Raw genomic sequence first — 22573 nt, 5'->3', positions numbered from 1 at the left:
GCACCACCACCGGGGGGGGAGCGGATGACGGCTGAGGGCATCGTGCGTCTGGGTCCGTTGGAGCACGTGCACGTAGAAGTGGTCAGGCATCCCGGTCCCACACTTTTCACCTTGCTCATGGGGGTCCTCGGTGAGGGGCCTTTCGACGTGCCAGATCTGTGGCGCAGGACCGTCCACAGCTCCGCCCCTCCCGCCGCTGCCTCCGTTGTCCGCACCCTGCTGTCCACCACACATCCCCGCGTCCCCGACAGCCTGGCCCTGACCTCCGATCTGCACGGCACCGGGATGTCGGCCACTCTCGATCAGCTGATGGAGCTCGGTCCCGATGAGTTCGCCGGTGATATGGCGGCACAAAGTCCCGCCTCGCCGTCCGCCGACTGGCAGCGGATCGTGGATTCACCGCGGGAATTCCTCACGGCCTACAAGCACGTGGTCACTTCGGTCTGGGCGGCTTTCGAGCCTTTGTGGAAGCGGGCGGACGGCCTGATCGGACGCGAGATGGAACGCGTGGGGCTCGCCAGCGTCACTCGCAGCCTCGCACCACTACTGACCGGCCTCAACACCAAAATCCGCTTCCGCGACGGCGCTTTGCAACTGCCCTCGTGCGACCACGGAGCACCGGACACGCTCGGCGGCCGTCGCCTCACGCTCGTGCCTCTGGCATCCGGTCACCGGGCCGGCATGTACGACGCGGAGCATCCAGAACTTCTCTGGATCGCCTATCCACTGCCCGGCCTGGGCCATGTCACTGGCGCTTCCACAAGCGTCCCTCCCCCGGCAGCCGACGCGCTCGGTCTCGTCCTGGGAGTCATACGGGCGGCGATCCTGCGGCAGCTGACCCACCGCCCCGCGGTCGGAGAGCTCGCCCGCAACCTGCACATCAGTCCCAGCACCGCCACCTACCACTGCGATCAACTCGCCGCGGCAGGGCTACTGGAACGCGAACGGCACGGCCAACGCGTCCGACTGCGAGCCACCACGAAAGGCATGGCTCTCCTCGAACTCCTCTCCGCCCCACCAGCGGCCTGACATCGCGCCGCGGACGCGCGGCCGGGCGACGGCGCGGTGTCCTCTCAACTCCCCCGGTGCCCACGTCGAGACCCGCTAGAGGGGGCCGGACGGAACCCACGGGTGTATCCAGCTGGCGGTCATCGCCCTCGCCCTGCTGGCCATCGTGGCCACCTGCCGTCGCTGATCACAGTCCGGAGCCGGCCGGAGGGATACGGCACGGCTCGCGGCACGCCCGGGAACCCAGACCGTCACTGCGGTCGGGCCCCCGGGAGGCCGTGCCCACTTCCTCTCACTCATCACACGTGAAGGCTGACCTGCCAGCCAGAGGCTCCAAGAGCTACAGATGTCGGCGATGGTCATGAGCCCGAGCAGTGGTAGTGGCCGAGATCCAGCTATCCCACAGCGGCAGCCCCTTCCGGGCTTGGGCCGGGCCGAGTCCAGCGCCTTTCGCAGAGTCGACACGTCACGCTGTGCCGGCGCTCGAACTCCCGCTTCGACAGCCCGCTGGGACCCCATTGCCGTAGAACGCAGTCTGTGCCGTGCATCAATGATCTTTCCCGGGCCGTTCGGACGGATCAGCGAAGTCCGGCGAAGAGATCGGACTCGGGTACGGCGGCGCCGGTGGCGTCCTGGACACGTACGAAGGTCTCCATGCCCATCAACTCGCCGAACCTCTCCTTGCCCATCTTGAGGAAGAAGATGTTCTCGCCCTGACTGGCGTGCGCGGCCAACGCGTCGAACTTCTGACCGCTGAACGCGGTGGTGTCCACCCATGTGGTGATCTCATCGTCGGGGAGACCGATCTCGGCCATCGCGGCGGCCTCAGCGGGGTCGGGCTCCGGCATGTCCTCATGGAACTCGCGCATGACTTCGCCGAACCGCTGCATCATCGAGCGGGGCATCGTGGTCCAGTACACCTTCGGTGTCAGCGCGGTCATCTCCAGCGCCGCCATCGTGATGCGGTGGGCCTGGATGTGGTCGGGGTGGCCGTAGAAGCCGTTCTCGTCGTAGGTGACGACCACATCAGGTCGGTAGTGCCGCATGAGTTCCGCGAGGCGGGCCGCGCCTTCCTGTACGGGGGTCTGCCAGAAGGATCCGGGAGCGTCGTTGCTCGGCCAGCCGACCATCCCGGAGTCGGCATAGTCCAGCATTTCCAGATCACTGACCTTCAGGACATCACAGCTCGCCTCGAGCTCCTGACGGCGCATCAAGGCGACCGCCGCCGGATCATGCCCGGGATCCCCCGGCTTGACACCTCCCGGCCCGTCACCGCAACCGCCGTCAGTACACGTCACGAGAACCGTACGGATGCCTTCCGCCGCGTACCGCGCGAGAACCCCTCCGGTTCCCGTGGCCTCGTCGTCCGGGTGAGCGTGTACTGCCATAAGCGTCAAAGGCCGGTCAGTCATGAAACAGTCCTCCTGCAGACGTACGTCGTGGTCCGAGTGCCCGGCGGGCGTACCGCGATCCCGGGGACCGGATCCTGTTCAGGACGAACGAGCTTGTGGTCTCCGCGTTCCCCGCCCGTGCGGCGCCGGTCCCTCGGTCGATGCAACCGCGCCGGCCGGGCCGGTTGTTCCCGGCCCTTGGTCTTCGATGTGCTCGTCGGTGAAGGCGGCGTCGGAAAGACGCAACTCGCCGCCACTCACGCCCACGGGCCTCTGGAAGCCGACGTCGACCTGGTTCTTTGGGCGTCAGCCGGTGACACCGGACACATCGTCACCGCGTACGCCGAGGCGGCCCTCCGCGTCCGTGCCCCCGGTGCCGCCGACGAGGACCCGCACGCCGACGCGAGGGACTTCCTGAACTGGCTCGCCACCACGTCGCTCCGCTGGCTGCCGGACCGGGGTCGCCTGGCGGGACGTGCCTGAGCGATACGGCTCGTGGGCCGGCCTCCACACACGCTTCCGCAGGTGGGCGTCGGACGGAACCTTCGAGCGGATGTTCCGGGCCACGCAAGCGCAAGCGGACGAGGCGGGCGATATTGAGGGGCTGATCGCGGTGGACTCCACCTTCGTCCGCACCCATCAGCATGCGGCCGGGGCCCGAAAAGAGGGGCTTCAGAGCCCGGCCCTCAGCCGGTCCCGCGGCGGGCTGGCCAGCAAGATCCACCTGCCTTCGACGGCTCCGGCCCACCGCTCGCCTTCGTTCTGACCGGCGGCAACACCAACGACTGCACTCAGTTCACCACCGTGATGGACGCGATACGCGTGCCCCGGATCGGCCCGAGCCGCCCCAGAACCAGTCCTGATCATGTCCTCGGCGATGAGAGCTACAGCTGGAAAGCGATCCGGATCTGGCTGCGGCGCCGGGGCATCAGCCACACCATCCCGGAACGGAAAGACCGGATAGCCAACCGGGACCGGCGCGGCAGCCTCGGCGGCCGCCCGCCGGCCATCGACCACGAGGTCTACAAACGCCGCAACGTCGTGGAACGGTGCTTCAACCGGTTGAAGCAGTGGCGTGGCATCACCACCAGGTGCGACAAGACCGCCCAGTCCTGCCGAGCCACCGTCACCCTCGCGTCGCTCCTGATGTGGGCCTGACACTTTCACGACAACTCCTAGACCAGCGGTTCGCTCAGCTCGATGGAGCGCAGAGCCGCTGCCAGTGCCCGTTCGTCGCCGATGTCGAGGGCCGTGTCGGTTAGTTTGATGACGTGTTCGTCGCCGTGCGTCAGGGCCCGTTCGAAGACCTCCGCGGGGGTGAAGGTGCCCGATGGGGTGTACGCGACCGGGGCGCGAGGTGCGTACATCGCGGTCACCGCCGCAGATGCGGTCCAGGCGGCCCGCAGGCTCGGCACCCACAGGGAATGCGGGAGCGCGGGCAGGGTACGCAGCACGGCGTTGGGGGCCGTGGCCGCGTGGACCAGCATCGTCTCCTCGCCGTGGCCGTGAGTGGCGTACCGGTGGGTGGCAGCCCGCACCAGTTCGGTGAGGCAGTGGTGCGCCTCGTTCGGGTCCGTGATCGCGGCCGCCCACACCGGCAGACCCGTGACGCGGCCGAGCCGGGCGGCGAATCCGCCGTCCCGCTCGGCGATCGGTACCACCGCGTCGAGGGCGGCGACTGCGCTGTCGGCGCCAGGCAGCGGAGCGAGGCCCGAGACGGGGTGGTAGCGGGCGGCCCAGTAACCGAGGCCGTGGGCGAGCTCGACCAGACGCGGCTCGGTGCCCTCGCCGACCAGAAGAGTGCGCACGGCGTGGCCCACCCGGATCACCGGGTGTGTCGAGCCGCCGTACAGGCCGGGCAGGAGACGGGGCCACCACTCGGTGAGCACGTCCCGCCAGGGGTGCTCGGCGATCTCCCGGCCAAAGTAGCCGATCCAGTCGGCAGCGCGGCGCGAATCGCCCAGTGCCAAGCGCCAGTTGACGGCCGTAACCGGATCCACACCGGACGGGAACTCCTCAAGCTTGCGCGTATACAGATCGAGCCACCGGTGCACCGAGCCGGCCTGGCCACGCGCGGCCAGGGCCTCAACGGCCATTGGCGCATGATTCGTGAGCCGACCAAGCCGCTCCGGCCCTGACCTGTGCAGCCGCTGGAGCGCCTCGTCGAGAATGCCCGTCGTATCCATGGTGAGGACGGTAGGCGAGGCGCCGCGGCGGCGTAACAGGCTGAAGGCTTAGGACCGGACCTAGGCCCAGCCGTCCAACCGCCAGGCAGGCCCACCTCCCTGCCGCACTTGACGACGACTCGTAGGGCATGCGGCGGCCTACATGATCCGAGAGGAGAGCCATGGCCCGCGGCAGATCCCCGTTGAAGAGGCCGTGGCACCAAGAACCTCGCCTGTCCCGTACAACCCTTCAGGCTCACCACAGGTCATCTCAGAGCCGCACGTATGTCCCGGAGGAGAGAAACCCATGTACCGGTCCCACCACAAGCGCTCCCGGCGTCCCGTCGTCCTGGGCGCCACCGCCGTCGCGGCCGCCCTGGCCGGTGGCCTGCTCATCACCCTGCCCGGCGGCGCGAGTGCCGCCGCGTCGGGGCTCGCCGACGACTTCAACGGTGACGGCTACCGCGACCTGGCGACCGGCGCCCCGGGTGCTGTCGCGGGCTCGAAGGCGAAGGCGGGCGCCGTGGTCGTCAACTACGGTTCATCGAGCGGTATCAGCGCCGCGCGCCACAAGTCCACATCGCAGAGTTCCTCCGGCGTGCCGGGCGCCTCGGAGACCTCCGACCGATTCGGCACCGAACTCGCACACGGCGACCTCAACAAGGACGGCTACGGCGATCTCGTCGTGGGCACACCGCTGGAGGACGTCAGCGGCGACGTTGACGGCGGATCGGTCACGATCCTGTGGGGCGGCTCGTCCGGCCTGTCGGGCGGCACGACGATCAGCGACCCGAACGCGTCGGGCCACGACCGGTTCGGCCAGTCCCTCGCGGTCGGCGACTTCACCGGTGACGGGAAGGCCGACCTGGCGGTCGGTTCCACCGGCAAGGACGTGTGGATCTTCAAGGGCGGCTTCACCAAGTCCGGCGGCGCGGCCGGGAAGCTGCGCTTCGACGCGCAGATCGAGTCCGGCGCGTACCCGAACGGCGCCGTCGATCTGGCCGCCGGCGACTTCGACGACGACGGCGCGGACGACGTGGTGGTGGGCTCCTTCACAGGTGCCTTCGTCTACGGGGGCTCTGCGACCGGGCTCACCCTGCAGACCCAGGTCAGCGACGACAACCCCGACGCGCTGACCGCGGCCGACTTCGACAAGGACGGCCACGACGACCTCGTCATCGGCACCGACGACGACCCCATCGGGGACCAGACGGCGCTCGGCGGCTACGCCACCGTGTACTACGGCGCCGCCGCCGGCGTCGACACCTCCCGCACCGGCGTCTTCAGCCAGGCCACCGAGGGCGTGCCGGGCGCGGACGAGTCGTGGGACCTGTTCGGCAACACGCTCGCCGCGGGCGACACCAACGGCGACGGCTACCCGGACCTCGCCGTCGGCGCCCCCTTCGAATCCATCGGCTCCGCCGACCACGCCGGCAACGTCTGGGTGCTGCGCGGCGGCGCCTCCGGTCTGACCGCAACCGGCGCCCAGTCCTTCAACCAGGGCACCTCGGGTATCCCGGGTGCCAACGAGTCGTCGGACTTGTTCGGCGACGCCATCCACCTCGCCGACCACAACAAGGACGGCCGCGCCGATCTGTCGGTGGGCGCGGGCGGCGAGAACAGTGACGACGGCGCCGTGTGGGTCCTGCGCGGCTCCACCCGAGGCGTCACAGCCACTGGCGCGGTGAGCTTCGGTGCGTCGTCCGTGGGCATCGGCAACCCGGGAGACGACCCCATGTTCGGGGATGCCATATCGGGCTCCTGAGCACGTGGACAGACAGCCGGAAGGGGCGGCGCCGGAATCCTCCGGCGCCGCCTTCCGTGTGCTGTGCTGCGGCCACCACCTGCGCTCTGTCCGCGCAGGACGGCCGGTACCTCGGCCGGGCCCTACGGGCACAGATTCACGGTGCGTCGAGAAGCCACTCTGCGGTCGACCGAGCGGCCGGAGCACCGTTCAGGCGCTCAGACGCTGTGCGGCGCGGTAGATGCGCAGCTTGTGGCGTGAGGTCAGCGGTGGGAGGCCCGCCACGATGAGGCGTCGGGCGCGGTAGCCAGGACCCACGGCATGTATGTCGGCGATCGGCCGGCCGATGTGGTCGTCGAAGGGGACGACGTCACCGATGCGCAGTTCCCACGGCATGAGGTCTATCGCCACCGTCCCGAACGGCTGCCGCGGCAAGGCCGGTGCGATGGCCGGTGATGTGCTGCGGGTGCTTGCAGGCTTCGCCGTAATGATCCATTGGTGACTCACGCCCGCAGCACTACCCTTCACGACAGCGGGCCATGCGACGGTCGCACGTCGGGACATCAGCGACGGCAACGGCTTACTTGCCCTGATGTCGCTGACGTCCATTGTGGCGGGCCGTCGGCATGTCCTGCCACCGACCGGTATCCGCTGGTGAGCGGCCCTGCATCGACTCACTCACCGCCGGGGGGCGGCGTACGGCCAAAGCTCCACGCGGACACTGACAGGTGGTGATGTGGGGCCGGCCGGGGAGCCGCTCGGCTTCGACCACCTCACATCACCCACACACTGACGCGCCACGGCACGGCGCCCCAGTCCTCTCAGACCACGTCGTTACACCCTGACAGATCCGTCCCCCACCCAGCGGCATTCTCATCCCCGTCCAGCTCTGGCCACAGGGCGACCCTGTCGACAAGCACCGCGCCCGAAGCGTCGTCTCGGCGGCATGCAGTACAGAGCCGTGTTGCGTGACGCGCGTCGACACCGGCCGGCCGGATCCGACCACGCGGTCGGCCGCGCCGGCGTCGAAGTGAGCCCGTAGGGGTCGCTTTGATGACGGCGGGCTCCGGTTCGCAGGAACATGTGCGGGGATGCGGGGTCAGACGGCTACGACGACTTTCCCGTGGACATGCCCCGACTGGCTCAACGCGAAGGCGTCCGCCAGCTCTTCGAGCGGGAAGGTCCGCGCCACCGGCACGGTCAGCTTCCCCGCGTCCGCGAGAGCTCCCAGTTCGGCCAGGTCGGCGCCGTTCGGCCGTACCCACATCCACTGCCCGCCGGAGTCGAGGACGGAGCCGTCAGCGATCGACGCGTGCCGACCGCCTTCGCGCAGGACGGCCAGTGTCGTGTCCAGTACCCCGCCCACGAAGTCGGCGGCGACATCCACTCCTTCCGGCGCGAGTGCCCGGACACGTTCGACGACTCCCTCCCCCGTACGCCACAGGCTCCCCGCCGAGCTCGCGGATCCGGTCGTGGTTGGCGGGGGAGGCAGTACCGATGACCCGGGCGCCGCGAGCACGCGCGATCTGCACCCCCAGGGATCCCACTCCGCCGGCGGCGCCATGGATGAGCACGGTGTCACCCGGACCGGTTCCCAGACGCGTCAGCACCTGGTACGCCGCGAGACCGGCCAGCGGCAGGCCCGCGGCCTGGTCCCAGGTCAGGGACGCGGGCCGGCGGGCGAGGGCGCGCACGGGCACGGTGACGAACTCGGCGAAAGTCCCACCGTGCACGTAGTCCTTACGCGCATAGGCGATGACCTCGTCTCCCACCGAGAACTCGGGCGCGTCGATACCCACTTGCTCGACGACTCCGGCGACGTCCCAGCCGGGCACCACGGGGAAGAACGCTTCCATCAGGCCCTTCAGACCCCCAGCCATGATCTTCCAGTCGACCGGATTGACCGCCGCACGCCGCACGCGTACGAGAACCTCACCGGGTCCGACCTTGGGGCGCGGCTGCCGGGTCTCCGTGAGGACTTCCGGTCCGCCGAAGGCCGAGTACGTCATCGCCCTCATGTCGCTGCCGCTGCCACGGCCACTGTCGGGGGTACCTGCAGCGTCGTGTCCCATGGTGCGCCTTTCGTCAGTGGTTCTCCGGGCCCTGCCCAGTGATCGTTGTTTATGGGTTGCCGGGGAGGGCTACGGCGAAACGGGCGGCGCGGAGGAACGGGTACGGCCGGGGGCGGGGTGCAGGAGGACAGGCAGGACGGGCGTGGCTCGCCTGCGCTGCCGCTGGAGCGATACGGCAGTGCTCTGCCAACCCGCGAGCGCGGACCGCGCCGTCGGCCGCGCAGAACAGTCCTTCGACGCCCGGCCGCCCGCCACCTCAGGGGGTGCACGCCTCGGCGATCGACAGGCCGTTCTCATACAGGTGGTGCCGGGTGATACGGCCGTCCTCGACGGTGAGGTGCAGAGCGAACGGGCCTTCGAAGGTCTTTCCCGTCGCGCGTACGGTCCCTGACAGGTGCCCCATCAGGACGGCTTCGGTTCCGTCCACGAGGAAGGTGTCGACGGAGGCGCGCGCGTCGTCGGGCACGGTGTACTCCATCAATTCCGTGAACTGTGCGGCGCATTCTGCACCGGTGGACCGGGGACGGATCCACGGGACGGCGGGGTTCTCGGCGAGCAGCCAGTCGACCTTGTCGGCGAAGATCTCGACGAGCCGCCCGGTGTCCCCGGCCACCCGGGCGGCAAGGAACTCCTGCACCACGGCCCGGGTGGCGTCGGCGTCCGAACCGGGGGTGTTGGCTGAACTCGCCGTGGTGGCGGTGGGCTTGACGGACATGACGCTCTCCTCGCGGCTGCGGCCGGCTCCCGGCGGGGGGTTCCCGTCGTTGCGCTTGATACTGCCGGGAGGGGTGAGAGCGGTCGATTACCTCGGGGGTAACGCGGACGAGAGATTACGCGTCGGCAGCGGGTACGCGCAGATACCGGGAGAAGGCGACCCAGCAGCGTCCAGACTCCTGGTACCGAGTGCCCGCAGAATCTCACGGAGCCAGTCGTCCAACGGACCAAACATGGCTACGGAGACACAGCCGGTGAGCGTCGTAATGCCGCGGGCCCTCTGGCCGACGGGATCAGTGGCTGCGTGACTCCGGAATGCGTGACGGTTCGTGGCGGAGATCCGGCGGAGCGGTCTGCGCGTGTGCGGGCAGGCTACCGGGAGAGCCGGGCGCGGCCTCCGAGTGGCGGAGCGGCGGAGGAGGGGGCGAAGAAGTACCTTGGGCCGCGCGGCGGCGTCCGGCGACCAGGACGAAGGTGACGCTGATCAACAGCGCCCAGGCGCCGATCTTCATCGGGGAGACCGGCTGCCATCCATGGAGTTGATCGGGGTAGCTCCATGCTCCGACGTAGGTGGCGGCGTTCTCCGCGATCCAGAGGAAGAAGCCGATCAGGAGGAAGCTCAGGGCGAGCGGCATACGGTATCGCCGCTGCCCCACCAGGTAACTGACCGAGGTCCCGCTGGTGGCGAGCAGGATGAGACCGGCGAGAAGCCAACGGGCGTCGGGCAGCCAGTGATGGCTGAAGAAGTTGACGTACACGGCAGCGGCCAGTGGCACCATCACGCGCGGCCGGTAAGCGGTGAGCTCGACCGACATCAGCCGCCAGGCCCGGCAGACGTAGCTGCCGACGGCGGAGTAGAGGAACCCCCCGTACAGCGGCACACCCCCGAACTTGGTGACGGCGTCCTCGGGGTAGCTCCAGGAACCGAGGTGCACCTTGACCAGTTCGAACAGCAATCCGATGAGGTGACAGGCGGCGATCACCGCGGTGTCCCGGGCGGTGTCCCATCCCAGCCGACGGGCCAGCACGGTCAGCAGCAAGCCGTAACCGAGCAGAAGGTCGTAGCGCGCTACGGGAAGTTCCGGCAACAGATCCGAAACGGCCACACCACCGACGAGCGCCACCGCGAAGGCGCAGCAGCGCGCCTGCTGCCACCCGAAAAGGAAAACCTGTCGAAACGCGTGTTGCTTGGATGTCACACCGACGAGACGCCCGACCAGGGGACCGCGGTTGCACGGCGAGACGTGAAGCACACACCGTTCCGACTGCTACGGCGCGCCCCATGCCGCCAACCGGCCCTCGTATCCGACGCACGCTTCCGACGCCCGCATCCGGCACCCGAACCCGACGCCCGAACCACAACCGGCCGGTGCGGGCGCCGTGCGTCAGGGGCGCAGGCCAGCGTGTGCGAGGGCCGCCGCGCTGAGGGTGGCGATGACCCCTTGGTCGCCCCGACGCCAGGCTTCGGCGAATCCGCCGGGCGGGGTGGGCAGCTTGACGAGGACGGCCGGCGGGCCGGTGAGGGCGCGCAGGGCGAGCAGGTCGGCACCGCCCGGCGCGTCGGCGAGACGGCGGACGATCATGCCGCGGCGAATCCAGAGAAGGCGCGGGGGGAGCCACAGAACCAAGATGAGGAGCACCAGGACGACGATGAGAGCCGTGGTCGTCACGTCGGCGACCTGGGTGACGGTCTCCTGGAGCGAAGCGCCGGCGTCCGCGAAGCCGGTACTGGCGTCGGCTGCGGACTGGAGCGGCTTCTTGAGGACGTCGCCGATGAGCGGTACGTCCGACGCCGCGTCCCCGGCGTTGCCGAGTTCCTCGGCGAGTCCGTCTCCGGAGCTCTCGACCTTCCGCCCCGGCTCGGCCAGCCGCATGATCACGTCGCGGACGAAGAGTGCCGCCCACACCGTGAGGGCGATCAGGGCCATGGCGATCAGGTCCACGAGAACCTGGCAGTTCCGGCGTGCGGAAGTCTGGGCGTAGAGGCGCAACGGCGGACCCCTGTTCTGTTCAATACGTCGAGGAGAAATTGGCCGTTCCGCCAGCGACTCGGCCGGCCAGTCATTGGGGTCCACTCTTCCACCGCGCTCCCCGGGCAAACGTGCAAGACGCGGACCATGGCCGGCCGTGGCGCCGCGGTAACCGCGACGCACCGCGCTCCGGGGCCGGCCCCGGAGCGGGACTTCCCCGGTTCACTCGGAAGCATTCGGGCGGGTCGGGAGAAGAACCCGGGGGTCGTGCTCGAGGTGCTCCCTATCGCTGACCGTCAGGCGGGGGGATCTCCTCGTGCCGAGCACGATCACTTCAGCGTCGATCACATCCGCTGCTGCGACGAGTCCCGCCGCTGTCACGACCACGAACGCGCCGACGCAAACGCCATACTCAGGCGGTGCTCGCTCCCGCCCGCCGACGGGTCAACGTTCCGTGGGCCTGCTCCGAGACGGGCGGTGCTACAAACCGGCACCACCCGTCACGGCAGTGGCTTGACAACAAGAGCAGTAATCGGCCGGGCCCGTCGAGGTACACCGGCTGGTCCCCGCATGAGCACGTCCACCCGAGCGTCGGCGGGGCTGGGGGGACGGCACCACGGCGACCGGTAGGACCACTCCCACCGGAGCGAAGGGGGCCGCGACGCCTCCACCACCATGGAACGCTGGTGAGATCAGGCTTACGTCCGGGCTCGGGCGGCCCTGGTCGTCCGGCGCTTGAGAGCACGCCGCTCATCTTCGCTCAGGCCGCCGCACACGCCCATGTCCTGACCCCCTTCAAGGGCCCATTTCAGGCACTCGTCCATAACCGGGCACCGGCGGCATACTGCCTTCGCCTCCTCGACCTGAAGCATGGCTGGGCCACCGGTGCCGATGGGAAAGAACAGGTCAGGGTCTTCCCGCCGACAGGCGGCCTTGTGACGCCAGTTCATCGTCGTGCCTCCATTCACGTCGCCGGATGCTTCTCGTTCGCCTGACCGTTATCGGCAGCTGTATGCAGCAGAGCGGGTAATCGACAGTCGATTTCTGAACCGGCCGCGTGAACCGTCACTGTCGCCTTCCTCCTTCGCCGCCCATTGGACCAGCGCCCTGGAGGGCGGCGACGGCATCGCCATGTGGGCCCGTGGCCGAACGGCAGTGGACCTCAACCGTGTTCGTCCTGCTCCCGGGCGACTGGCTCAGTGAGAAGCGTGGCGTGCCCTGGCTCGGTCACGTCTGGTCCTCGACGCGTATCGCCTCTTGCAGGTCCCGCTGGGCGGGACCTGGCTCGTCTTCCCGCAGTTCGATCAGAGCAGCGGCGATCGCGTCGAGCTTCCGCTGGATGGCGTGTTCGGCTCGTCGTTCGCTGTTCTTGAGGAGAGCCAGGAGCAGCAGGGTCACCGCGGTCATCGACTCACCGGCGAGCATCATCCAGGCCATCGGAACCTTGGCCGCATGCGCGCCGATGACGATGCCGACGAGGAGCAGGCACAGCCCGAAAAACGTGGGGCTGCTCGTGAAGTTCGAAGACTTCTCCGCAAGGTGCGCGAAGCGGCCGCGCTCGTTTCCACCGCGCTCAGCGGGATGTTCAAGTGTCATGACCTGGCCGGTACCCCCGTTCAGGTTCAGAGCACGCACCGGGTCGCCGGAACCACGGTGGGCGCCGGACGCACCGGGGGAGACAGCGCAGAACCCAACGAAGCACTACTCCGGTTGGCGTCGGCGTCAGGCGTGTCACGCCGGGCACCGCCGCGGCGGCGGCCGCCGCGCGCTACCACTGGGCCGACTTGGCCTGGTCGTCCCAGCGCGTGATGAAGGTGCTGGAGTCCTCCATGCCCTGCCACGTTGCGGCGAGGTCGTGCCGGCCGTCGCCGTCGTAGTCGCCCGTGGCGACGGTACGGCCGATGCTGCTGAACTCGCCCGCGCCCTGGCCACGGCAGCGCCCTTGACGTTCGCCCAGTCGGAGAGGACGGGGATACGGCGTATCCGCTGGCCGCAGTGCGCCGTCTGGTGCATAAACGGGTGTGGACGACGGGCCAACCGCAGGAGTTACGTATCCCACGTTTCGGTCGCCCGATGAACAGTGACTCGCCGCGCCCCGTTGACCTCGATAACCGGAGACCCATCCCCGGACCGGTGAGTGAGCGAGGTTCGCACATGTCCAGGCCCCTTCCGCACGACGTCCAGTTCCGCGCGACCGGAGGCTGCTGCCCGGCCCGGCCGGCGCACAACGGTTCCCACCCGCGCCCCACCCGCTGAACGGCCGATCCCATGGACTACTGCGTCCCCTGCCGCCGCACTCTCAACGGCACCGTGACGTGCCCCGAATGCGGGGCGTACGACTCCGGCGGACAGCCGCCGAGCGACGGGACCGCCAAAGCCGCGGCCGTCGACACGGCAGCGATGGAGTACCTCCTCAACGAAGGGCCGGGCCTCGTCGAACCCCCCGGCGTTCCCCGGCACGCCACTCCCCCGGCCTCGCCCGCCGCCCAGGCACCGGCCGCCGCGGAGCCCGCAACGCCCGCTCGCTGGGCCGCCGTACCCACAGCCCAGGCGCGGTCGGCGACCGCGACCGGGCCCGAACCACGGGCCGCCACCGTAGCCGGGGCGCGGTCTCGGTCAGCCGCCGTACATCCGGTTGCGCGCCACCGTCCGCCTCGCTGGAAGAAGTACGGCGGCCGGACTCTTGCCGCGGCCACCTTCGCGATGCTGGGCGGCCTGGCCACCGCATCGCTTCTGCCCGACCACTCCTCCGGCGCCCCTCAGGCGACCCCGAGCCCACAGCAGGCGTCCCCCGACGAGCCCCCGGAGCAGGCCACCGCGCCGCCGAAAGCCTCGACTTCCCCCGAACGCCCGGCCACACGCCCGGCCAGAAGCACCGCCCGGGGCCGGAACAAGACGGCGACTCGCCGTCCCCGGGCGACGCCCACTCCACCCGAGCAGCCGGCTTCCAAAGCCCCCACCACCACCCCCGCTCCCCCACCCACAAAAGCCACCCCGACTCCCAGCCCCTCCACAGGCCGCCCCAGCCAGTCGCCCCCCGCTACCACTCCTTCCCCAAGTCCCACCGGAAGCGTCAGCTCATCCCCCACGGGCAGCCCCACTCCAAGCACCCCGAGCACGCCCGGTGCGCAGGTGACCGGCACACCCGGGAAACGCGCGAACCCGCTGCTGGGAGATCTGTTCCTCATCGGGACGGGCGATAGCCGGCAACATCGAGCGAGTTAGCGCGAACGACCGTCCAGCAGCGCCTGGCACGGCGGTACGCGGGGCCGGCAACGGGAGAAGCCGTAAACGATCCCGCCAGCGGCCCCCACGGCGAGCCTCCGGCGGGTCATTGCGGAGCTCACCCTGTAACTCCAGCAAGCCCGGTACAAATCGACCCGTCCGGGAACGTCACCCGTCTTCCTGTCTCGCGCCGACGGACGTCTCGTCGGTGACCGTCCCCGAGCGGGACGGGGTGACGCCGCCACCGGTCCGCGCTCAGCGCACAGGGCTCAGCGCTCCAGGCTGTCGATGGCCTCGGCCAGCCACTTCTTCTCCTCGGTGCTGGTGGCGCGAGCGATGCGCAGCATGCCTTGCCGGAAGATGCTGGGCGCCTCCTCGGCTCGTACGGGCTCGCCGTCGCGGTAGAAGAAGCTCGCCGGGATGTCGAGGAAGCTCTGTCGGCGGCGCAGGACTGCGGCCTGCTCGGCCCGGTCCGGGAGATGGTGCAGGAAGGCAAGCAGGGTGAAGAAGCGCTGCCCGTCGGTGATTTCGGACTCCTTGGGGTGCCGCAATCGGGAGAGCAGTTCGGTGCGGCCCGCTTCGGTGAGGGACAGGATCCGGCGGAGCGCGGCCCCGCTTCCAGGTTCGGTGCGCTGCTCGACCAGACCCGCTTTCACGAGCCGAGAGATGGCGGGATAGAGCGCCCCGTCACTTACCGGGCGGATGTGGCCGCTGAGGCCCTGGATACGGGCCTTCATCTCGTACCCGTGCAGGGACTCCTCGAAGAGGAAGCCCAGAATCGACAGCTCCAGCATGCCCAAAGCTCCTTCTCGCGCATGTCGGCGCGCTTGCCCGTCCCATCCCGCCATGCTATCTCTTCTCGCTGTACCTCGAATAGAGGTACAACGAGAAGAGGAGTGCAGTCATGGGGGCAGCAGAACACCGGAACAGGCTGGTGACGCTGGCGTATCCCGTCTACTTCGAGCTGCTGGCGGGGGTCACCGCCGGGATCATCAACATGGCCTGGGTCGCGCGGCTCGGTGGTGGCGCCGTCGCCGCGGTGGCTGTCGCCACGAACGTAGAGAACCTGCTGCTCGGCGTCATCCTCGTCGCCGGTTCGGGCACGACTGTGCTCGTCGCACGAGCCAGAGGAGCGGAGGATCCGGCAGCGTTGCGCTCCGCCGTGCGCGGCGGATGGGTGTTGTGGGCGCTCGTCACACCCTTGATCGCCATCGGTGGATACCTGTGCCGCGAACCGCTCGCCCACCTCGTGCTGGGCGGCAGCGGCGGCGACTCGCTGTCCCTCACAGCCGGCTACTTCTCCATCGCACTGCCAGGAATCGCGGTGTTCTTTGCCACCAACGTCGTAGACGGCATCCTCAAAGGCGCGGGCGACACCCGCACCCCGATGAAGCTTGCGATTCTCGCGAACGCCCTGATTCTCGGGCTGGATCCCTTGTTCATCCTGGGGTTCGACCTCGGGGTGCGTGGGGCGGCGATCGCGACAGTGCTGGGCAGGACGGTCGCGCTCATATGCGGTTGCGTGGCGCTGCGCCGCAACGGCGTACTGCGACAGGCCGCCCGGACTGCCCCGAACCCGGCGGGTTCGCTCAGTTCCGATGCGCGCAGGACGGCTGCGACCGGGCTTCCCATGTCGGCCGACTTCGTCATACGGATGGCGGGGGCGCTTGCACTCGTCGCCATCGTCGCCCGGATCGGCGTCAGCGAGGTCGCCGCCTACGGGATCGCGACGAAGGCGATGTACGTCGCGACCATGAGCTTCTACGCGATACGCCAAGCTGCCGCCATCCACACCGCACATCTGCTCGGCGCCGGACGCGACGAACGGCGGGCCGTCGGACGACAGGTGTTGCTCCTCGCCGGATCGCTGGGGTTCACGGCTCTCCTGACGCTGCTCACCGCCGGGCCGTGGATCATGCGAGCCTTCGGCAGCGCGGGAGAGGTGGCCGAGGCGGGGGCACTCTATCTGCGCTGCCTGGGGCCGTACTTGGTGCTTCTCGCCTGCTTCATCGCTCTGGGCGGGGTGTTCGAAGGCAGCGGCGGCAGCCCGGCCCTCGCGCGAATCACCACGTGCGGCGTGGCACTCCAACTCGTCCTTGCACACAGCCTGTCAGGTTCGGGGCTTCCGGGCATCTGCCTGGCCATGGCGGTGTCCATGGCACTGCAGTGCACTGCCATCGCCAGGCTGTATCAGCGCACGAAACAGCCGACGGCTGGCTTCGACACCAAAGGGCTGGGCATCTCCGTCATGGACCCCGACAGCCCCATACCCCACAGCCCTGCACCCGACAGTCGACCTTCCCGATGAGCGCGAAGAACAACAGGAGCAGGACAGTGGCCGGCGCCGCGGCCAAGGTCCACGGCGCGTAGGGACAGGCACCGGTTGGCTTCGGTGACGCCGGATGGGCAGACGGGGCGGCGGGCCAAGCCCCTGTCGTCCGCTGGGTGAGAGGGCGGCCGGCCAGTGGCCGCCAGACGACGCGGGGCTCCTTGCGGGACACCGGCCCCTGGTCGGCAGCAACCCGCCGCCTTGGCAGGAACGGCCTGAGCCTCACCGCGGTGCTTTCAGGTGGTGCGGCACAGGGCATGGTCGATGAGGTTGCGTAGTGCGTCTTCCTGGCGGGCCGCGGTCTGCGGGTCCGCGGAGCGGCTGTGCGCGGAGACGGTGACAGTGCGCTGACCGTCCGTGGTTGTCGCTGCCCGGATGACGTATCCGAAGCCGCTTCCCCCATGTCCGAGGTAGCCGCCGCCGCAGGACAGGGGTGTGAAGAACAGGCCCAGGCCGTCCCGGGTGCCTTCCGGGTGACCGCTGTTCTGCGGCACCGGCACAGTGGTCTGCATGGCCGCAAGTTCGGCGGGTTTCAACAGCTGTCCGTTTGCCAGTGCGGCGAAGAAGCGGTTGAGGTCGCGGGCCGTGCCGGTCATCGAGCCGTCGGCCCCGCTGTCGAAGGCACGGTAGGGAATCGTGGTGTCGACCATCGGGCCGTCCACGGTGAACTGCTGGTAGTTGGCCGTGTGCGGATACGGAAGGAAGGGCCAGGTGCCGGGGGTGTCGGTGTGCAGCAGGCCAAGCGGGCGCAGGATGCGGTCGCGGACCTGCCGTTCCCAGGTGCGGCCTGTGATCTTCTTAATGATCATTCCGGCGAGCACGTAGTTCGTGTTGGAGTACGCCCAGTCGGTGCCTGCCGGGAAGGCAGGTTCATGGCGCATGGCCAAGTCCACCAGCTCTTCGGGCTTGTAGGCACGCCACCGGTTGCCGAAGTAGGTCTTGGTGCTGGGTTCGGGGAAGACGTCGTAGATGTAGTCGGACAGGCCACTGGTGTGTTGCAGCAGGTTGCGGACGGTGATGGTCCGGCCGTCGTTTCCTGCACCGGACACGACCCCGGGCAGCAGCTGCTCCACTGTCTGGTCGAGGGAGATCCGTTCTTCGCCCACCAGTTGCATCATGACGGTGGCGACGAACGTCTTGGTGGTGCTGCCAAGACGCAGGTAACCGTCTTTCGGCACGGGGCGGCGGGTGACCAGGTCCCCCACCCCGGAGCGGGCCGTGACCGTCCCGCGCGAGGTTTCCAGGCGGACTGCTACCCCGGTGACCCCGGCATCCCGCAGCACATCGGCGTCACGCTGGACTGACCAAGCCGGGCCGGATGGGCGTGGTGTGGCCGAAGCCGCAACGGACGGAAGAGAGGACACAGCCAGCGCCAGCACCGCAGCTGATAACCATAAACGACGGAAGATCATGACCCGAGGCTAGGAACAGCAAGGGCCACTGGCCATCCGGCATACGCCCCCTCCGTACGGGTGCCAGCCGGATGGACACCACAGCCGGCACCCGGCACGGCCGGTCACGAGGAGCCACCGGTGGACGACGGCCGTCACGTCGCCGCCCGCGACAACGACGCGCTGGGCGAAGTCGAGGGGCGGGCCGGGACAGCGGCGGGGCTGCGGCGCCCACCGCCGGGGTGGGCAGTTTCTTCAGCCGTCAAGGGCTTGGCCGTTTCGTCCACGGCCCGACCGCCAGAACGCCGACCCCTTCGAGCGGGTCCGTGTGTTGGAGCAGGTCACTCCGAGGGCCCGGTCCGATGCCGTGGCAGAGTGGTGGGATGTGCGGTCGTTACGCCTCAACCCGCGGTCCCGAGGACCTGACCCGGCTCTTCAAGGTCACCGACTGGTTTCCCGACGAGAAGCTGGCGCCCAGCTGGAACGTGGCTCCCACCGACGATGTCTACGCGATTCTCGAGCGCGCCGGACACGAGGAAGGCGATGACGTCCGGCGGGAGCTGCGGTCGCTACGGTCGCTGCGGTGGGGACTCGTCCCTTCGTGGGCGAAGGACCCGAAGGCAGGGGCCCGGATGATCAACGCGAGGGTGGAGACAGTGCACGAGAAGCCCGCCTTCCGTCGCGCCTTCGCCAAGCGGCGCTGCCTACTGCCGGCCGACGGGTTCTACGAGTGGGAGCCGCTCAAGGACGAAAGGACGAACAAGACGCGCAAGCAGCCGTACTTCATCCACCCCACCGACGGGCAGGTGATGGCCCTGGCGGGGCTGTACGAGTACTGGCGCAACCCTGAGGTCGAGAACGGCGACGACCCTGCCGCCTGGCTGACCACCTGCACGATCATCACGACCGAGGCCACCGACGCGGCCGGCCGGGTACATCCCCGCATGCCGCTCGCTCTCACCCCGGACCACTACGACGTCTGGCTCGACCCGCACCACCAGAACACCGACGACCTCCGTACTCTGCTCGCCCAGCCCGCAGGCGGCCAGCTCAACACCCGGCCCGTGTCCACGGCCGTCAACAATGTCCGCAACAACGGCCCCCACCTGCTGGACGAGGTCGACTGATCACGCTGCCGCCTACCTACAGGCATCCAGTCGCCCTCGCCGCCCTCCTATGGGCCCCAGTCACCGCGTGTTTGCCTGCGGATGAGGACATCCCCGCGCCTCCTGCCATGCTGCGATACACCGGTCGGACTGCGGCACCACTACTGCGCAGCGGGCCGCAGACGTTGCGCGCGGTGCTCGGCAAGCCGCTGAGCAGCCACAAACAGTGCGGCACTGGGGTGGCCCAACCTTTCGATCCGCGACACCTAGCTTGCCGCGCGCAGACGCTTGCCCCGCCTGCCCAGCACCACCTTCCCCGGGACCAGCAGCACCCACCAAAGCTGGGCACCCAGCGGGGAGACGAAGGCGAGCGGCACCGCGACGGCGAAGATCAGCACCATCGATGCCAGGTCGAGCACGTCGTTGCGCGCCACGGCATCGGGGAACGCCGTACTGCTCAGCCACGGGCGCTTCCACAGCACGACCGTCAGCACGAGCTGTGCGGCACCGATGGCCGCGGCGGCGCCGGAGTAGACCGCCACCGACTGCCACTGTTCTCCGTACTCGGCCAGGAGGATGGTGGGGAAGGGCATCAGGGCGATCAGCCCCAGGTTCAGCAGCCCGAACGTGATGACTGTCCCGTCCACCTCCCGCACGTACCGAAAGATCTGGTGGTGGCCCCGCCAGAACGCTGCGATGACCACGAAGCTGAGGGCGTACGCCCACAGGTTGGGCACCAGATCGCCCAGCGCCTCTTCGAAACGGGCCGGGTTCAGTCCGGTGGGCAGTGTGATGTCCAGCGCCAGCAGCGTCATCGCGATGGCGAAGACGCCGTCCGACAGCGCGAGGAACCGGGCCGCGCTCCCCTCGTCGTCCCGCGATCGCTGGTGGCCGTTCACCACGCCACCATAGGGGTGAGCGTCCAGGAATCAGCTGATAGCCACGTGCGGCTGGCGAAGATCGACCGGGCCGGCCGTCCCGGAGCCCTGGACCCTGGAGCGGGTGATCAGCTCGGACAGCACCTCGCCCCCGCACCTGAAGATCGCGAACCCCAGCAACCAGTCGATCGTCGACCTGCGCATCACGTACGCCGCCCATCAGCCGACTGCACGGCCGGCCGCCGGTGGCGGCCACCAGCGCCCGCACCTCGAGCCTGTGAGGCGAACCCGCCGAGGATCTGCGCCGTGCGCCCCTTGGGACGCGAGGCCCTGCGTCTGCGGGAGTTGGGCCCGGACGGCGGGGCCTCCAGCAGGCGAATGCGGTGATGCCGAGGCTGCATGCTCTGAAGTCGGCGCCGGTCTCCCCTTGCGGACCTACGCGTCGGGCATGGCAGCGCGTGGACCACGAGGAACGGCGCACCCAGATCGCCGAGGCACTCATCCGGGCCGCCGGGCGGCGCGGGCTGCACGCCGTCGGCATGCGCGACGTGGCCGCCGAGGCCGGCGTGTCACTCCGGCTCGTGCAGTACTACTTCGAGACCAAGGAGAAACTCCTCTTCTACGGTCTCAAGCACCTGACCGGCCGCTTCACCGCCCGCGTCGGCGCCCGCCTGACCGCCGCAGGGCCCAACCCGGGCCCCCGCGCCACCATCGAGGCGCTGGTGCTGGCCTCCCTCCCTACCGACGAGGAAAGCCGCACCTTCCACCTGCTCTACACCTCCTACGCGATCCTGTCCGTGACCAACGAGGCGCTGGCAGCCCAACCGTTCATCGACAACCCCGACGCCGCGGAGAACGCCCTGACCGACCTCCTCGAACAGGCCCAGGCGGCAGACCTGGCCGATCCCGGCATCGACGCCCGCACGGAGGCGATCAGCCTGCTCGCGATGGCAGCGACCATGGGAACCAGCATCCTCGTGGGCCAGCGGGACCCAGAATCGGCTGTCGCGGTACTCCACCATCACCTGAACCGGATTTTCGCAACCACCGCATCCTCGACAATCGGCGACCACACCGCACAAAGCGAGGGGCGCTAGGGGACCGGCCTTCCGGGGTGGTGCCCACGACCGGCACGACCTGGCTGTAGTCCAGGGCCGTAGCGCTGTCCCGGTAGTACGTCACGTACCGACGTGGCACCCAGAAGCGGAGGCCCGGACTGCCCCGGCAGACGGTTCGGTTCGGTTCGGAAGAGTGACGCAGGCCGGCTGGTATGCCGCAGCACCATCGTGGCCGCTCGCACAGTTGGCGCATTCCGCCGACTCGAACGCGCAGAGTTCAGTTTGGAGGCGTTGAGGCACTGCCGTTGCAACGCATGGCAACGGCCGCATGACCGACCGGAGCCCCTGCCGAACGAGCGCGAGGTACTGGCACCGGCTACACGGGGCGCATACGCTTTCCCAGTCCGGGCGACACTGGTTGCGTGATCATCGAACGCGCGTATGCCCATCTCCCCTCGTACGACGAGGAAGCCTGGCCTTGGTCGGTGCCCTGCGTTCGGCAGCTACTCGATGAAGGACTGCGGTTCACCGCACCGGTGACCTTTCTGGTCGGCGAGAACGGCTCGGGGAAGTCGACCCTGGTCGAGGCGCTGGCAGAGGGGTTCGGCCTGGACTCCTACGGCGGCTCCCACGACTGGCGCTACGCTTCCCCGCGCGGCAAGTCGACCCTCGGCGAGCGAATGAAATTCGACGCCGCCTCAGGGCGCGGGCGCCGTATGGTCAGCAGTTGGTCAGCCCGCAAGGGCTTTTTCCTGCGTGCCGAGACCGCGCTGGACGCCCTGGGCAGAGAGGGGTTCTCGCCGGACCATGTCAGCCACGGTGAGGGCTTTCTCGCGGCGTTCCGAGGGAAGTTCCTTCACGCCGGCCTCTACGTTCTCGACGAGCCGGAGGCGGCGCTCTCCTTCTCCTCGTGCCTTGAGCTGATCGGGCACATCGATCGGTTGGCCAAGGAGGGCGGCCAGGTCATCTGTGCCACGCACTCCCCTTTGCTGACCGCACTGCCGGGCGCGGACATCATCGAGGTCGGTGAGCACGGTATGCGGAGGGTCGCCTGGCGGGAGCTCGGCATTGTGGATCACTGGCGCCGCTATCTCGCCGAGCCGCACGCCTATCTGCGACACATCGTCGAACCATAGGTGGGCCCCCTCAGCCCTTGTCAGATGGGCGATGCAGAAGCTCCGGCTCGACCGCGTCGGCAACGAGGACGGGAGCCGCAAGAGGATCACGAATCCGGCCAGCGGGTTCTCCCGCCACGGATTCCTTGATGGAAGGCCGACCACAGTTCGTCCAGCACGTCGCCGGGCCCCACGCCGAGGCGCAGCGGGCCACGTCCACGGATGCCCCGGCTCTTCGGCGGAGACCTGTGCCCTCGTGTCCGCCGTCGAACCTTTAGCGTGTTCCGCCAGAGTGTGACCGGCGCTGGGGGGGGGGGGGGGGGGCCAACAAAAGGATTCCCAAGCGAGGGGGAAAAAAAACCCATTCCTTCTGGTCCGGTCCACCCTGATGAGTGACGTAACTTCTT

Annotated in this window: 22 protein-coding genes and 1 pseudogene; 9 read left to right on the top strand and 14 right to left on the bottom strand. The window is 69.0% G+C overall.

Going from position 1 to position 22573, the window contains the following annotated elements; genetic code table 11:
* Positions 1-24 precede the first annotated feature (24 nt).
* Complete coding sequence (locus AC07FK_RS30740; protein WP_479108212.1) at positions 25-1029, top strand: ArsR/SmtB family transcription factor; 1005 nt, start codon at positions 25-27, stop codon at positions 1027-1029.
* Positions 1030-1586: 557 nt separating this feature from the next.
* Here AC07FK_RS30740 and AC07FK_RS30735 read toward each other — a convergent pair.
* Positions 1587-2420 (bottom strand): PIG-L family deacetylase, encoded by an 834-nt coding sequence (locus AC07FK_RS30735; protein WP_479108211.1) that lies wholly within the window; start codon positions 2418-2420, stop codon positions 1587-1589.
* A gap of 177 nt (positions 2421-2597) precedes the next feature.
* Between AC07FK_RS30735 and AC07FK_RS30730 the strand changes: the two genes are divergently transcribed.
* From AC07FK_RS30730 to AC07FK_RS30720, 3 genes are all read left to right on the top strand, one after another.
* Positions 2598-2882 (top strand): hypothetical protein, encoded by a 285-nt coding sequence (locus tag AC07FK_RS30730; RefSeq protein WP_479108210.1) that lies wholly within the window; start codon positions 2598-2600, stop codon positions 2880-2882.
* A 70-nt stretch (positions 2883-2952) separates the two neighbouring features.
* Entirely contained in the window at positions 2953-3165 is a 213-nt protein-coding gene (locus tag AC07FK_RS30725) for a hypothetical protein (protein WP_479108264.1), read from the top strand.
* Positions 3162-3557 carry a transposase gene (locus AC07FK_RS30720; protein WP_479108262.1) on the top strand — a complete coding sequence of 132 codons (396 nt, stop codon included), beginning with the start codon at positions 3162-3164 and terminating at the stop codon, positions 3555-3557. Before AC07FK_RS30725 ends, AC07FK_RS30720 begins: the two co-directional genes overlap by 4 nt.
* Before the next feature lie 17 nt (positions 3558-3574).
* Here AC07FK_RS30720 and AC07FK_RS30715 read toward each other — a convergent pair whose 3' ends face one another.
* Complete coding sequence (locus AC07FK_RS30715; protein WP_479108209.1) at positions 3575-4585, bottom strand: questin oxidase family protein; 1011 nt, start codon at positions 4583-4585, stop codon at positions 3575-3577.
* Between the two features lie 286 nt (positions 4586-4871).
* Between AC07FK_RS30715 and AC07FK_RS30710 the strand changes: the two genes are divergently transcribed.
* Entirely contained in the window at positions 4872-6329 is a 1458-nt protein-coding gene (locus tag AC07FK_RS30710; RefSeq protein WP_479108208.1) for a VCBS repeat-containing protein, read from the top strand.
* A gap of 189 nt (positions 6330-6518) precedes the next feature.
* Here AC07FK_RS30710 and AC07FK_RS30705 read toward each other — a convergent pair whose 3' ends face one another.
* From AC07FK_RS30705 to AC07FK_RS30665, 9 genes and pseudogenes are all read right to left on the bottom strand, one after another.
* Complete coding sequence (locus AC07FK_RS30705) at positions 6519-6719, bottom strand: hypothetical protein (protein WP_479108207.1); 201 nt, start codon at positions 6717-6719, stop codon at positions 6519-6521.
* Between the two features lie 688 nt (positions 6720-7407).
* Positions 7408-8326 (bottom strand): annotated as a pseudogene (locus tag AC07FK_RS30700) (NADP-dependent oxidoreductase).
* 310 nt (positions 8327-8636) lie between these two features.
* A complete protein-coding gene (locus AC07FK_RS30695) occupies positions 8637-9095 on the bottom strand; it encodes a nuclear transport factor 2 family protein (protein WP_479108206.1) in 459 nt (152 codons plus the stop codon).
* 292 nt (positions 9096-9387) lie between these two features.
* Positions 9388-10293: a DUF817 domain-containing protein gene (locus tag AC07FK_RS30690; RefSeq protein ID WP_479108261.1), complete on the bottom strand. Its 906-nt coding sequence runs from the start codon at positions 10291-10293 to the stop codon at positions 9388-9390.
* A gap of 186 nt (positions 10294-10479) precedes the next feature.
* Positions 10480-11037, bottom strand: a complete 558-nt coding sequence (locus AC07FK_RS30685; RefSeq protein ID WP_479108205.1) for a hypothetical protein — start codon at positions 11035-11037, stop codon at positions 10480-10482.
* Positions 11038-11762: 725 nt separating this feature from the next.
* Positions 11763-12014, bottom strand: a complete 252-nt coding sequence (locus tag AC07FK_RS30680; protein ID WP_479108204.1) for a WhiB family transcriptional regulator — start codon at positions 12012-12014, stop codon at positions 11763-11765.
* A gap of 277 nt (positions 12015-12291) precedes the next feature.
* Positions 12292-12660 carry a low affinity iron permease family protein gene (locus AC07FK_RS30675; RefSeq protein WP_479108203.1) on the bottom strand — a complete coding sequence of 123 codons (369 nt, stop codon included), beginning with the start codon at positions 12658-12660 and terminating at the stop codon, positions 12292-12294.
* A gap of 172 nt (positions 12661-12832) precedes the next feature.
* On the bottom strand, positions 12833-13123 hold the full coding sequence (locus AC07FK_RS30670; RefSeq protein ID WP_479108202.1) for an FG-GAP repeat protein: 291 nt from the start codon (positions 13121-13123) through the stop codon (positions 12833-12835).
* 1435 nt (positions 13124-14558) lie between these two features.
* Positions 14559-15083, bottom strand: a complete 525-nt coding sequence (locus AC07FK_RS30665) for a PadR family transcriptional regulator (protein WP_479108201.1) — start codon at positions 15081-15083, stop codon at positions 14559-14561.
* A gap of 110 nt (positions 15084-15193) precedes the next feature.
* On the opposite strand from AC07FK_RS30665, the gene AC07FK_RS30660 reads away from it, so the two are divergent.
* A complete protein-coding gene (locus AC07FK_RS30660; RefSeq protein ID WP_479108200.1) occupies positions 15194-16597 on the top strand; it encodes an MATE family efflux transporter in 1404 nt (467 codons plus the stop codon).
* A gap of 257 nt (positions 16598-16854) precedes the next feature.
* Here AC07FK_RS30660 and AC07FK_RS30655 read toward each other — a convergent pair whose 3' ends face one another.
* Positions 16855-18030 carry a serine hydrolase domain-containing protein gene (locus AC07FK_RS30655; protein WP_479108199.1) on the bottom strand — a complete coding sequence of 392 codons (1176 nt, stop codon included), beginning with the start codon at positions 18028-18030 and terminating at the stop codon, positions 16855-16857.
* A gap of 362 nt (positions 18031-18392) precedes the next feature.
* Here AC07FK_RS30655 and AC07FK_RS30650 point away from each other — a divergent pair, with 362 nt between their 5' ends.
* A complete protein-coding gene (locus tag AC07FK_RS30650; RefSeq protein ID WP_479108198.1) occupies positions 18393-19136 on the top strand; it encodes an SOS response-associated peptidase in 744 nt (247 codons plus the stop codon).
* A 245-nt stretch (positions 19137-19381) separates the two neighbouring features.
* Here AC07FK_RS30650 and AC07FK_RS30645 read toward each other — a convergent pair whose 3' ends face one another.
* Together AC07FK_RS30645 and AC07FK_RS30640 are read right to left on the bottom strand one after the other, a co-directional pair.
* Positions 19382-20014: a TMEM175 family protein gene (locus AC07FK_RS30645; protein ID WP_479108197.1), complete on the bottom strand. Its 633-nt coding sequence runs from the start codon at positions 20012-20014 to the stop codon at positions 19382-19384.
* Between the two features lie 30 nt (positions 20015-20044).
* Positions 20045-20197: a hypothetical protein gene (locus AC07FK_RS30640; RefSeq protein ID WP_479108196.1), complete on the bottom strand. Its 153-nt coding sequence runs from the start codon at positions 20195-20197 to the stop codon at positions 20045-20047.
* A 254-nt stretch (positions 20198-20451) separates the two neighbouring features.
* Between AC07FK_RS30640 and AC07FK_RS30635 the strand changes: the two genes are divergently transcribed.
* A complete protein-coding gene (locus tag AC07FK_RS30635; RefSeq protein ID WP_479108195.1) occupies positions 20452-21090 on the top strand; it encodes a TetR/AcrR family transcriptional regulator in 639 nt (212 codons plus the stop codon).
* Between the two features lie 383 nt (positions 21091-21473).
* Positions 21474-22187 carry an AAA family ATPase gene (locus AC07FK_RS30630; RefSeq protein ID WP_479108194.1) on the top strand — a complete coding sequence of 238 codons (714 nt, stop codon included), beginning with the start codon at positions 21474-21476 and terminating at the stop codon, positions 22185-22187.
* The last annotated feature ends 386 nt before the right edge of the window (positions 22188-22573 follow it).

Source organism: Streptomyces sp. NPDC046122 (genome assembly GCF_056429965.1).
Note: the sequence above shows the minus strand (reverse complement) of the source record. Positions and strands in the feature narration are given on the sequence as shown.

Coding starts and splice junctions, on each gene's coding strand:
- AC07FK_RS30740 (WP_479108212.1), top strand. CDS start 25: ATGACGGCTGAGGGCATCGTGCGTCTGGGTCCGTTGGAGCACGTGCAC.
- AC07FK_RS30735 (WP_479108211.1), bottom strand. CDS start 2,420: ATGACTGACCGGCCTTTGACGCTTATGGCAGTACACGCTCACCCGGAC.
- AC07FK_RS30725 (WP_479108264.1), top strand. CDS start 2,953: ATGTTCCGGGCCACGCAAGCGCAAGCGGACGAGGCGGGCGATATTGAG.
- AC07FK_RS30715 (WP_479108209.1), bottom strand. CDS start 4,585: ATGGATACGACGGGCATTCTCGACGAGGCGCTCCAGCGGCTGCACAGG.
- AC07FK_RS30710 (WP_479108208.1), top strand. CDS start 4,872: ATGTACCGGTCCCACCACAAGCGCTCCCGGCGTCCCGTCGTCCTGGGC.
- AC07FK_RS30695 (WP_479108206.1), bottom strand. CDS start 9,095: ATGTCCGTCAAGCCCACCGCCACCACGGCGAGTTCAGCCAACACCCCC.
- AC07FK_RS30680 (WP_479108204.1), bottom strand. CDS start 12,014: ATGAACTGGCGTCACAAGGCCGCCTGTCGGCGGGAAGACCCTGACCTG.
- AC07FK_RS30675 (WP_479108203.1), bottom strand. CDS start 12,660: ATGACACTTGAACATCCCGCTGAGCGCGGTGGAAACGAGCGCGGCCGC.
- AC07FK_RS30665 (WP_479108201.1), bottom strand. CDS start 15,083: ATGCTGGAGCTGTCGATTCTGGGCTTCCTCTTCGAGGAGTCCCTGCAC.
- AC07FK_RS30660 (WP_479108200.1), top strand. CDS start 15,194: ATGGGGGCAGCAGAACACCGGAACAGGCTGGTGACGCTGGCGTATCCC.
- AC07FK_RS30655 (WP_479108199.1), bottom strand. CDS start 18,030: ATGATCTTCCGTCGTTTATGGTTATCAGCTGCGGTGCTGGCGCTGGCT.
- AC07FK_RS30650 (WP_479108198.1), top strand. CDS start 18,393: ATGTGCGGTCGTTACGCCTCAACCCGCGGTCCCGAGGACCTGACCCGG.
- AC07FK_RS30640 (WP_479108196.1), bottom strand. CDS start 20,197: ATGCGCAGGTCGACGATCGACTGGTTGCTGGGGTTCGCGATCTTCAGG.